This is a genomic window from Nitrososphaerota archaeon, assembly GCA_011605775.1.
Taxonomy (GTDB): domain Archaea; phylum Thermoproteota; class Nitrososphaeria; order Nitrososphaerales; family JAAOZN01; genus JAAOZN01.
Genome location: JAAOZN010000073.1, coordinates 1 through 11,086, shown reverse-complemented (window position 1 = coordinate 11,086; position 11,086 = coordinate 1). Strand labels below are relative to the sequence as shown.

Here is an 11,086-nt window from a genome sequence, read left to right as displayed (position 1 = left end):
GGACACAGCGTTTATTAGGAGCCTGAGAGCTTAGGGTAAAAATGTGGGCCACGTTTTCTTAAAAGCAGTTTTTAGAGGGAAGGAAGTGCTTGAAGTGGATAAGATGCTGGTTGATACAGGCGCTTCCTTTACAGTTATGCCCCTTCGAGTGGCTGAGAAATACTTCATCGAAACGCCTTTCGAAGTTGATCTAAAGCTGGACGATGGCAGGGTTGTCAAGGCTAGGGTCTTTGTGGCCGAAGCCGAGATCGAAGGCAGAAGAGGTCCTCTAAGGATACTGGCTTTCGAAGGCGCTCTGCCTGTGATAGGGGTCGATACGCTGGAGACGCTCGGTCTTAAGGTAGACCCTTTAACAGGAAAGGTGGAGAAGACGGACTACTATATGCTGTATGTGTGAGTAGTTTGCTACCACTTTAATCGCATATCCTTATATATGGTGCGTTGAGAATAAGAGAAGTATGAGTATGGTTCCGGAAGAAGTGGCTTGGATTCTCCCTACGGTAGTGCCTTTCATAATCGGTTTACTAGTTGGTGTCATAATTAAGAGGGCGCTGAAGCTTATACTGGTGGTGATCGTACTCATCGTGGTTCTGGCAGCTATTGGGTATGTGCAGCTCCCCTCTACTGAGGAGTTGATGAAAGCCGCCTTAACCTATCTACCTCTTATTCAAAGCGGAGCTGGTCCTCTGATAAACTTCATACCATACACCTCTATCTCGTTTATAATCGGCTTGCTCATAGGGCTCTGGAAGGGTTAGGTGGTGAGTGAGACCTCAGCCTCGCCCAACCTACTTATCTTCATCTTCAACTCAGATCTGAGCTCGCTCGGCGTCTTAAACCTCCTCACAATCTTACCGTCCTCTATCAAGGGAGTGAGCAGATTGCGCCACGGACCCTCGATGCTTCGCCCCCTAGGCACAACCCTATCTCTGAATGTCCCCTCAAATCTGTAGACCTCTTTAGCGCCTGAGAGGTCTCCGCGCTTTGCCCTGGGTTTAAGAGCACCATCTTCTTCCACCTCAACGATTTTTGCGTTGAAGTCGATGATTGGTGCTGCTGTTATTGCTGTGCCCACCCCAAAGCCATCTACAATATCCTTCAGCGCCTTGATCTCCTCTTCATCTAACCCTCCTGATACAACGATCTTCACCTTCTCGCCCCCTCTTAGGTTGAGTTCCCACCTTACTTCTTCGATTATTCTTCTGAAGTTTCCACGCCTTGAGGTTGGTGTATCTAACCTTACTCCCCAGAGTCTATCTTTTAGGGTTTCGAGTGCGAGTATCGCTTCTGCTTTCTCGTCCCAGAGCGTGTCTATCAGCGCTATTCTAGGCGTGTCCTCTGAAACCGCTTCATCGAAGGCGAGCCAAGCTGCCTTCTGATCCCCGAAGCATAGTATGAGGGCGTGCGGCATGGTGCCAGCTGGCTTAACTCCTAGGAGCTTAGAGCCGAGGACGTTTGATAAGCCATCTAACCCAGCTATGTATGCTGCTCTTTCAACAGTAGGCGCTAAAGCTGGGTGGGTTCTCCTTGTTCCGAAGCTTAGGACCATTTTATCCCCTGCTGCTTGCTTCACTCTAACCGATTTCGTTAACAGGGATGTGTTGGTGCAGATTAAGCCTAGGAGGGGGTTTTCATATACCGCAAAATCCTGATACCTCCCCTCTATTCTTAGGACAGGCTCGTAGGTAGTTGATGAGCGGGGTGATAAGAAGATTTCAGCCTCCTCCATAGCGTAGACATCGATCGGCAGCCCCTCGAGCAGCTTCGCAGCCTCATAGATTCCACCTAACACAGCCCAAGGTTCGCTGTAGGGTAGTTTTCTGGTGTAGACCTCCATGACCACCTTTGGGTTCAAGTTTTTGGCTTGGAGTGCTTTGACTGCGTTGATGAAGTAGATGTCTGTGGTTTCTCCTCTTTTGATTTCCTCCTCCTTAGCCAGCCAGAATGTTCTGTCGGCTAGGTCTCTCTGCTCAGCCATATCTGCTTCATGGGGTTAAGCATCTAAGATAAAAGTTACTCGTTCCTAAGGTATGTGGTTGAATTAGGCGATGAATCTACTTAAGAAGATAGCCTCACTCGACTTCGAGCGGGTCGCTAAAGATATCGAAGAGTTCATTAGAAGAGAGGTTTCTAGCGCTGGAGCATCTGGCGTAGTCTTAGGTCTAAGCGGGGGTTTAGACTCATCAACAGCGGCGTATCTTGCGGTAAGAGCCTTAGGTAAGGATTCTGTGCTAGGGTTGCTTTTACCTGATTCGAGAATCACCCCTTCTGTTGATGTTGAGGACGCTAGGGCTGTTGCCAATAGCCTTGGTATCGAAACCATCTACATAGATATCTCAACCATCCACAGCGCTTACATGGAGTATCTGAAGCCGGATAGGCTTGCTGAAGGTAATCTTAGGGCTAGGATAAGGATGTGCATACTCTACTACTATGCTAACCTTCTGAATAGGCTTGTGCTTGGGACTGGTGATAGAAGTGAAGCGCTCATAGGTTACTTCACAAAATATGGTGATGGTGGTGTCGATATTCAGCCGCTAGCCGGGCTCTACAAGACCCAAGTTAGGGCTTTAGCAGCTTATCTCGGCGTGCCTGAGCGGATAGTCGCTAAGAGGAGTAGCCCTAGGCTATGGGCTGGTCAGATGGCTGAAGATGAGCTGGGGTTGTCATACGAGGATATCGATAGCATACTCTACTCTGTGTTTGATCTGAAGATGGGTGTTGAGGAGGCTTCTCGAAGCCTTGGTCTGCCTTTGAATAAGGTGCTTTACATATTGAATAGGCACCAAGCGACGGAGCATAAGCGGCAGCAGCCCCCCTCACCTATGCCACCAATTTGACCAGAGTCAAAATAGCCTCTAAGATGTATGCGAGAAGGTCTCCGAAGACGACTGTAACAACGAATCCAGCAGCCATGAAAGCTAGTAGCGGTATGCCCGGTGTAACCCAGACATCCTCTCTTGTTGTGAATTCTTCGTAGGCTCGAAGCGGAGAGAAGTCGAACCTTCTTCTACCATCTTCTTCCTTCTCCATCTGAAAGTAGAACGGTCCGGCTCTGCCCTTTGCTCTGAAGCCAAGTAGACATGCGAAGGTTTTTCTACGGAGGGGTTCGTGCTCTAAGCCCTCGAATATCTTCTCTCCTCTAAGTATGCGGATTAGATTGCTTACGCCGTAGTAGATTGCGAGCGTGGCAGTCAATATCGCTGAGTTTACGAGTACTATTAGTGGTGTGAAGGGGTGGAGGATGAGGTTTCTGTTGGATAGTGGGGCGAGTAGAGCGCAGACTAAAAGAGCTTTAGCATCCGCACCACCATAAAACCCTAGGTAGTAGAGCGCAAACCCTACACTAGCCGCGAGCGCAGTGGAGGTGAGGTAGAGGGGGAGATTGGGACTGTAGCCTAAGAAGACTTCTGTCGCTGTTAAGGCTAGACCTAGTGCCCCGAAAATCCACCAGAGTTTATCGTCGACCTCTCTGCTCTTTAGATCGAAGTATGCTGATATGATGAACATGGCTCCGCAGAGTGTGAGCCTTATCTCAAGCAGCACTCTGAAGGCACCACCTTAATGTGCCTTAGTAGAGTATTTTAAAATAATGTGCGTCACTTTCTTCTATAGCGCCCAGACGTTAAGGGGGAAGTAGATTAGAAAGGACGCTGCGGTCCAGCCTAAGAAGGCCGCTAGTATCCCTTCTTTGACCGACTTATCTACGTTCAGCATCGAGAGGGTTAGAGGTAGGCCTAGTGCTAGGGCTGGAAGCGTGTTTATGAAGTAGAAGGGGTATTCGATCCTATTGAAGATTAAAGAGATCCCTAGCAGGGGGAGGTAGGTGCCGATGATCCATAGAAATGTTAGAGTCACCCCCTCATTCGATCTTCTCTTCGCTAGAAGGTATATTGAGAGGGGTGTGACGAGCCAGATAGAGTACCAGAGCGGGAGGTTGGTGACCCCACGCCAGTTTATCGGATATACCCTCTCAATTTTTGACCCAGCGTATACACCATCAGTGTAATAGGTTATGTTCTTTACAACCTCAGCCCTATAGTATATCATCTCCCTCTGCTGAGTGGGTATGAACCAGTTCCACGGATAGTTTTCAGGCCCAACGTTAGAGTCCTTGATGGTTAGGCCGGAGTGGTAGGTGAATACGTAGCGCCAGTATTCGAACACATTTGTGATGTATTCACGCTCCCCACTCCAAGTGGTGGTTGAGGTGGTCGATATAACCGAGCCGTCTGGTGCTACGATGACCACTGGGTTTACTATCTGCACTACCTTCTCTGATGCCGACGGATTGTAAGTTATGATGTAGATCTGCATAGGTATGGCTACGGTAGCTAGTAGCACAGCGGTAAACTTCAGTGCCTTAAGTGCATCTTGGGTTGATGATCGTTTTGTTGTTGCGAGGTGTAGGAGGATGAGCGTGAAGAGGAGGAAGAGGCTGGTCTCTTTGCTGAGTATAGATAGCCCCATGGAGATGGCTGCCGAAACGATTCTACGCTCTAGGTAGTATTTGAAGGCTAGGATGGCGAAGAAGAGCGCGGGTATCTCGAGTAAAAAGAGGCTTGAGTGGGTGAAGAACATGTGGTCGAAGCCGAGGTAGGCTGCTGCTAGAAGCGCCAGTCGCTCAGGAAGGTATCGGCTGGCTAGTTGGTAGAAGGTGTAGATGGTTAATGCGCCAAACGCTATGATTATGATTCTCCAGCCGAAAGCGTTGTCTCCGAAGATAACCATACCTAAGGCGCCCCAAGCCTTCCCTAGGAAGGGGTGCTCTATGTTGCTCGCCACACCTTTGAGTAGGTCTCTTGCCGCTTGAGTGTAGTAGGCTTCGTCGAAGACAGGCGAGTTTGGCTGGGTTATTAGGAGGAAGTGTATGGCGAGCCAGATCAGAATCAGCTCCCTTATGGTGATAGATGTTAGCGCTTTAGAGATTTGATTCATCGCTTCTTTAGGTGAAGACTAGTCTTATATAGCAATTTGGTGGAGATGTGAAGGGTTAGCGTTGTCGGACCTCTCTATAGATACTACGAGGGTTTCGGAGAAGGGGCAGATCGTTATACCCAAAGAGGTTAGGGATAAGCTTGGGTTGAAGGCTGGGAGCAAGCTGATCATTATTGCTACGAGCGACTTGATGATTATGCAGAGGGCTGAGCTGGTTGGTGAAAGGATGCGGGCTTGGGAGATCGTGAATAGGGCTAGGAGCTTGGCTGAGAAGCTGGGTCTCCGCAAGCTAGGTCTCTAAGCTAGATTAACTCCCGGCTTTACGGGTTAAACGCTACGACCACCTTATTGATTTGTTAAAAATGTGAAGAGATAGCACTCGACCAGCTGGATCACGAGCTCGCTACTAGACTGCACAATCGCGACCAGCTTTTAAACAGAGGCAGCGGCTTCTTCTGTGTGAAGTGTGCTTCTTCCTTTAAGTTTAAATAATGTAGGGTGATTTTGAATGTGTGTGTTGGTGAAAGTGGTTTGGGTTTGTCCGCTCTGCTTTTACATCTGCTCTCAAACTCTTAGGTGATTTGCTTAGGGACGTCGCTGAGATTGAGGGTAAGGAGGGGAAGAGATTGGATGAGATCTTAAAGGAGGCTCTTACGCCGTCTAAGATGGTGGAGCTGTCGAGTAGGCTGACACCGGAGACATATGCCGCCTTCGTCTCATCCCTATTCAGGTTGAGTACATTGAACTGGGCAGGTTTGACTGCTCTCCCGAGTGACGAGAAGAAGAAGGTGGCGGAGCAGCTGAAAGAGATAGCTGAAACGATTGAGAGAGCGGTTAGGGAGCTTGAGGGTAGGGGAGGCGGTTAATGGTCAGTCCGATTTATGCGGTTGTAGAGATTTGTAGAGAGTGTGAGGAGGGTGCGAATCACTCAGTTAGAAAGTATTTGAGCTTCGATCAGCAGTTCAAAGCCCTGCCTACGTGTTTTCAAGAATGCTTTAAGGTTTTGGATGCTCACGTGTTTGCTGGCTTATTATCTGCTTGGCAGCTCTTCATCTACCTTGTGGAGGAGTGGCCTGAGGTTTTGGAGGTCGTTGGGAAGCTGGTTAGGGGAGAGGGGCTTGGTCGAGGTGATGAAGAGTGGATTAGGGAGGTTTCGGAGGCTTGTGGTTGGAAGAGGGAGGATATTGTTGACGAGTTGAGAAATATTTTTGCCGATCCTTCTGCTAGGGCTGAGCACTACAGAAGGCTCTTTGAGGGGTATCTTAGGGGGGCTCTTGACTATAAGGAGAGGGGTGATTCTAGGCAGGCTGGTGAGAAGCTTTGGGGATCTGCTTTAGCGTTGATCAAGTTTTACGCCTCTTTGAAGAATGTTCCCATTGTGGTGTGGAGTCTAGGCAGGGTTGAGCGGTTTATCGCGAGCAATGTTGCTGAGAGTGATAGGCGGGTCTTCAGGGACCTCTTGGATAAAACCTTCCCACTTCACACGCTTGGCTTCTACGAGGGTGAGTTGGCGCCGGAGGTTTTTGAGCAGAGGTGGGGTGAAGCTCTCGAGGCGTTGGGGAGGGTGAGGAGGGTCGTGGAGCGAGATGAGAAGAGGCCGATGTTTACGGCTTAAGTTTGCCATAGGTCTCTGCAAGCTAGCTGTTTGCTGGGGATAAGCATTCTTAACCGCTAAGTAAACTAATATTGTTTTGCTCTAATAAATCGGCGATTAGGGAGAGAGTAATCGACCTGACATGGGTAGGGTAAAAGCGATCTTAGGTATATGGTTAATTGGATACGCCCTTGGTTTCATAGCCTACTTAGCGTTCCCAGCGCTCGCAGACGCTTTAGCCGCTTTGGTGCCGTTTCTGATGAGCATAGACCCCAGACTGGTTGGTGCGACCATAACAGGGTTAGCGACTTCACTTATCACCGTAGCTGCTGTAGCAGCTTGGGCCAAGCTGACCAAACCGAAGTACTAGCATCTTAAGCGCCCACTATTTTTATAGCACCTCCTCCACACTATTTTACGAGTTGAGGCTATACTTCATCGTGGGCCACGAATTCGGCGAAAAGGTCGTAGGCAATCTTGTCAACCTACCAACCTTCTGCAAATCCTGCGGTCTCGCCTGCGGATACTGTAGGATCGGCTACGGCTCACACGTTCAAGATGTCGTCGGGCTTCACCCCGTCCCACCTAACCTACCACCTTTCCTAGACAACCCAAGCGATTATCTACCTAACTCACCACCGAATGCAGATGTAGTCATCCCAATAGGTATCCACCCGGACATATTGGCTGAGATACCTTCAGTCGTATCCAAATGTGAAGCCAGAGCCGTTATCGTACCTATTGAGAACAGGGGCTGGTGCCCCCCAGGCCTAAGGACTAGGCTGCTGGATGAGCTTAACGCGCTTGGCGTAGAATCCGCCTTCCCCAAGCCCTTTTGCGCGCTTGAGGAGAGCGGAAGCAAGGTTATCGACGAATTTATACGCCGATACTCTATCGGCAGACCCAAGCTAGAGATGGAGATTGAGGGCTACTTCATCAAGAGTGTTGTGGTTAAGAGGAGCGCGCCCTGTGGTGACACTTGGTATGTGGCTCAGAAGCTCAGATTTACACACGTAAAAGATCTTAACCAAAACACCTCTAATGCGCACCACGGCTACCCCTGCACAGCGAGCATGGATGTAGACCCAGAATTGGGTGATACGATACTCCATAAAGCAGGGTATATCATTCGACAGGAGGTGCACGCGGCGCTACTAAGGGCGCTGGAGGCGAAGAAGCTCCCTCTCACACGAGAAGTGGAGAGCATTCTAGCTTCAACTCCTAACTTCTAAATATACTCCGCCTCTGGAAGCGGAAAGGTTTGAAGATAGGCGGGCATTCTACTGAAAGCAGCTTTCATGTGTTTGAGTAAAAAGCGAACATATCGCTGATAGGCTTTGTTACTCTTTTAACGAAGTTAAAGATGAACCTACAAGCGGATTATGGAGGAGCTATCCACCTCCTCCATATGACCCAGCAGCTGAGTGGCACACCCACTAGGAAACGCAACGACAAACGGTTCTCCCTCTGAAACAGCCGGTTAAATCATCTTCCTGTTGCTTGACTCATCAACGCAAAAGGACCGTTCGCCATAGTCGCTGTAACCTAGGTTTTCACCAAAGGAAGGTGCGGAGAAGATGGATAAAGAAACATAAATCTACGCCAAACTCATAGGATTCGTAGGGCTAGCAGCACTAGCCTGCTAGATGTGCACTGAAGTCAAGTCTACCTAGATCAAGGAGATGCTAAAAACGCCCACAAATTCTACTACCTAACCATAAAAGAGCTCAAGCTGTGCGGCACAGCGCTCAAAGACCCAAGATAGAGGAGTTGGAGAAGAGATTCTCTAAGCTAGAAGCATCACTAGGCGAAGCATAAGATGATAGAATGCTTGGTACCGGATTCAGTACCACATTTTCGCAGGAAAAAATTTTTCTCGGCAAAAATCCGGTACTGAATCCGGTACTGAGTATCCTCGTGTATAGGCGTGGTTTATCATGTCTGTGGCGTAGAGTTAGAGGCTTAGTCTAATGAGCTGGGGTTATGGGAGAAAAGTGTATGATTATGCTAATCAGAGGTGAACCGGTTTGGTGCCGATGTAGAGTGGAGAATACATCGCAGAGGATGCGGTTAGAGCGCTCACGCCGAAGATTGTAGGCGTTACACTATGCCAAAGAAGGCTACAAAAGTAGTGGAAGAAAGCGGTGATACACAGAAGACTGAAACCAGCGTATCTAGTGTGGCGTAACCAATAATCGTATGGATGCGCTTCACATCTATGCTTAAGATTGGTTGGGATCTTCTTCTCTAATAGTGTTGTGAGCGTTGTCCATTCGCTTACATCATCGACGCAATCGTACTTCCAGAAAAGTTTAATCCATTATTTGCGTGTCTTTTCGTATTATGTCTGGGGTCAGGAAAGTAGAGCTGACTACGGCTGAGCTTAGGGTGATTCTGAAGATACTTAGGGCCTTTAGGGAGGGGTTGCTTGTCAACGTGGATGAAGCGTGGGAGCTCGATGAGTATGGTGAGAGGCTTGTGAACGCTAGGGGTGTTGATCGAGTAATCATGAAGCTGGAGGCTTCGCTGCCGAAAGAAGAGGTGGAGGAGATTAAGAAGACGGTCCTTTTAAGAAGGTATCACCCATATCACGACTGGGTTGATGAAAATGCTTATTCAACGCTCGCTAGAGCGTTCCGAAGCAAGAGGAGGGTCGAAATCGTTTACTTCTCGCTGGAGAGGGCGGAAGCTACGAAGAGGGAGGTTGATATCTATTATCTGAGCCGAAGGTATATAGTAGCCTTCGACCATCTGAGAAAGGAGGTGAGAAAGTTCAGGACGAGCCGCGTGATGGAGGCGAAGATCACGAAGGGGAGCTACGAGGAACCTAGGAGCTTCGATAAGAGCGCTTACCTATGAGATAGGATGGGCTGCTGATCAGTTACGGTAGCCGGCTCGATGTTTCCAAGAGTCCTTCTAGAAGCTACCCTTCTGAAACCCTTAAACCCGCTTCAAATTCTCCTTAGATAAAAGGGTGTTTTCAAGCTGATTTAAGCCGCCTCTTTGCCCAGAATCGGTGGGCTTCTCTTTTGACTGCTTCTTTGTCGCCTTCTACCATCCTCCAGTTCCTCTGCACGTAGTCTGGTAGGAGGCTCAGAAAGCGCCTATACCTTTCGTCCCCGAGTATGAAGACGGCTTTATCCTCCTTTGACCTTAAGGCCCTTCCTAGTGATTGAGAAGCCCTTCTCAGTGCGGGTAGGATGTATGAGTAGAACGTCCCCTTCTCTCTACCATACACCCTCCTATAGTATTCTATGTAGAGCCTCGTCTTAGTGGTGAGCCTGTCGAAGGGTATCCCTACTAGAAACACTCCCTCCAGCTCCCTTCCTGGGAAATCAGCTCCCTCTGCGTAGCGTCCTGTCATCGTTGCGCATAGAACACCCTTCTCCCCTCTATATGCGCAGGCCTTGAAGCCTTCTAGGGTCTCTCTACTCGCCCTGCCGGACATCCCCTGGTATTCGAAGAAGGGTACCCTCCCCTTGCCTTCAATCAGCTCCTTCAGCCCCTCTTCGATGAGGGCTTGCTGAACCCTGTAGCTCGCTGAAAAGACGGCTACGTTAGAGTCGATGGCATCCATAAAGCCATCTATAGCCTTGAGGTAGGCTTGAGCCGCCTCAGGCTTCAGCTCCTCCCCCTCGGTGGTGAGGCCTCTGGTGACTAGGGAGAGGGAGTTCTCTTCGGTGAAGAAGGATGGTATCTCCTTCGCAGCGTACCTTTCAAGCCCTATTACCTCTGCAAATGCATCTAAGGGTCTTAGGGTGCCTGAGCAGAATACGCATCGATAGAAGCTCCTCCAAACGTCGCTGAGGGCTTCGGAAGCCCTCATGTCCCACATCTCCACGATGAGGTTCCTCTTCTCCCTCGTAGCGAGGTAGGCGATGCCCTCTCTGCCGAGGCTGCCGACCGCAGAGAGCCAGAAGCTACCTAACCTGTAGAGGCTGGACCTAGGCGCCCTCCCGTCCTCAAGCCTCCTCCTTCTCACAACACCACCAGCCCTCTTTAAGGCTTCGACCATGCCAGTAAACTTCGATAGGCTCCCGGCGCAGAACCTTATGCATTCGTTGACGTCGAACACCTTGTCCTCACCATCCTCAAGGCTCCTCGACTCGCCTTTAAAGTAGTCCACCAGGGATTCGATGAAGCACCTCATCTCATCAGCCTTCGAGGATCTGATGGAGTCGAGCTCCTTCAAAGCTGATCTTAACGTCCCAAGCGTGATTCGCTCTGAGTTCACGCTTGAGCACGCTGCCTGAAGGTTATGAGCTTCATCCACCACGAGTATAGAAGACCTGTAGCTGAGCCTTCTACGCATCGCCCAAGAGACATCTTCATCCACCACGTAGTTGTAGCTGAATGCCACAACCAAAGCCTCGCTCAGCAGGCTGGTTTGAAGAAGATAGGGGCATATCCCCGCGGCGCGTTGACCACCACATTCCTACGCCTCACCTCGGCCTCCACGAAAGATATGAGGTCGTACTGCCCCTCTCTAAGCTCATACGGGAAGTAGGCTAACGCTCGGCTCTTCACCGAACCCCGACGCTCCAAATTAGATCT

At 49.6% G+C, this 11,086-nt stretch carries 14 protein-coding genes; 9 read left to right on the top strand and 5 right to left on the bottom strand.

All coding sequences use genetic code 11. From position 1 onward, the window contains the following. Positions 1–43: 43 nt before the first annotated feature. A complete protein-coding gene (locus tag HA494_06500) occupies positions 44–397 on the top strand; it encodes a hypothetical protein (GenBank protein NHV97419.1) in 354 nt (117 codons plus the stop codon). 61 nt (positions 398–458) lie between these two features. Further along, the gene (locus HA494_06495; protein ID NHV97418.1) at positions 459–758 is read left to right on the top strand and encodes a hypothetical protein; all 300 of its coding nucleotides are present in this window, start codon (positions 459–461) and stop codon (positions 756–758) included. Here the strand turns inward: HA494_06495 and HA494_06490 are convergent. Further along, entirely contained in the window at positions 755–1,978 is a 1,224-nt protein-coding gene (locus HA494_06490; GenBank protein ID NHV97417.1) for a nicotinate phosphoribosyltransferase, read from the bottom strand. The two genes, HA494_06495 and HA494_06490, sit on opposite strands and share 4 nt — an antisense overlap. Positions 1,979–2,048: 70 nt before the next feature. On the opposite strand from HA494_06490, the gene HA494_06485 reads away from it, so the two are divergent. Beyond that, entirely contained in the window at positions 2,049–2,840 is a 792-nt protein-coding gene (locus HA494_06485; protein ID NHV97416.1) for an NAD+ synthase, read from the top strand. On the opposite strand, the gene HA494_06480 is transcribed toward HA494_06485, so the two are convergent. Together HA494_06480 and HA494_06475 are read right to left on the bottom strand one after the other, a co-directional pair. Beyond that, positions 2,824–3,546, bottom strand: coding sequence for a hypothetical protein (locus HA494_06480; protein ID NHV97415.1), 723 nt, complete (start codon positions 3,544–3,546; stop codon positions 2,824–2,826). The two genes, HA494_06485 and HA494_06480, sit on opposite strands and share 17 nt — an antisense overlap. A gap of 63 nt (positions 3,547–3,609) precedes the next feature. Then, positions 3,610–4,938 carry a phospholipid carrier-dependent glycosyltransferase gene (locus tag HA494_06475; protein ID NHV97414.1) on the bottom strand — a complete coding sequence of 443 codons (1,329 nt, stop codon included), beginning with the start codon at positions 4,936–4,938 and terminating at the stop codon, positions 3,610–3,612. 61 nt (positions 4,939–4,999) lie between these two features. Here HA494_06475 and HA494_06470 point away from each other — a divergent pair, with 61 nt between their 5' ends. From HA494_06470 to HA494_06445, 6 genes are all read left to right on the top strand, one after another. Beyond that, a complete protein-coding gene (locus tag HA494_06470; GenBank protein NHV97413.1) occupies positions 5,000–5,239 on the top strand; it encodes an AbrB/MazE/SpoVT family DNA-binding domain-containing protein in 240 nt (79 codons plus the stop codon). A gap of 280 nt (positions 5,240–5,519) precedes the next feature. Further along, positions 5,520–5,804, top strand: coding sequence for a hypothetical protein (locus HA494_06465; GenBank protein ID NHV97412.1), 285 nt, complete (start codon positions 5,520–5,522; stop codon positions 5,802–5,804). Beyond that, positions 5,804–6,553 carry a hypothetical protein gene (locus HA494_06460; protein ID NHV97411.1) on the top strand — a complete coding sequence of 250 codons (750 nt, stop codon included), beginning with the start codon at positions 5,804–5,806 and terminating at the stop codon, positions 6,551–6,553. The genes HA494_06465 and HA494_06460 overlap by 1 nt, the downstream gene beginning before the upstream one ends. A gap of 121 nt (positions 6,554–6,674) precedes the next feature. Continuing rightward, the gene (locus HA494_06455) at positions 6,675–6,902 is read left to right on the top strand and encodes a hypothetical protein (GenBank protein NHV97410.1); all 228 of its coding nucleotides are present in this window, start codon (positions 6,675–6,677) and stop codon (positions 6,900–6,902) included. A 52-nt stretch (positions 6,903–6,954) separates the two neighbouring features. Next, positions 6,955–7,764 carry a thymidylate synthase gene (locus HA494_06450; protein NHV97409.1) on the top strand — a complete coding sequence of 270 codons (810 nt, stop codon included), beginning with the start codon at positions 6,955–6,957 and terminating at the stop codon, positions 7,762–7,764. A gap of 1,111 nt (positions 7,765–8,875) precedes the next feature. Then, positions 8,876–9,391: a WYL domain-containing protein gene (locus HA494_06445; GenBank protein ID NHV97408.1), complete on the top strand. Its 516-nt coding sequence runs from the start codon at positions 8,876–8,878 to the stop codon at positions 9,389–9,391. Positions 9,392–9,512: 121 nt separating this feature from the next. On the opposite strand, the gene HA494_06440 is transcribed toward HA494_06445, so the two are convergent. Together HA494_06440 and HA494_06435 are read right to left on the bottom strand one after the other, a co-directional pair. Beyond that, a complete protein-coding gene (locus HA494_06440; protein NHV97407.1) occupies positions 9,513–10,898 on the bottom strand; it encodes a hypothetical protein in 1,386 nt (461 codons plus the stop codon). 8 nt (positions 10,899–10,906) lie between these two features. Beyond that, positions 10,907–11,059: a hypothetical protein gene (locus tag HA494_06435; protein ID NHV97406.1), complete on the bottom strand. Its 153-nt coding sequence runs from the start codon at positions 11,057–11,059 to the stop codon at positions 10,907–10,909. Between the last annotated feature and the right edge of the window lie 27 nt (positions 11,060–11,086).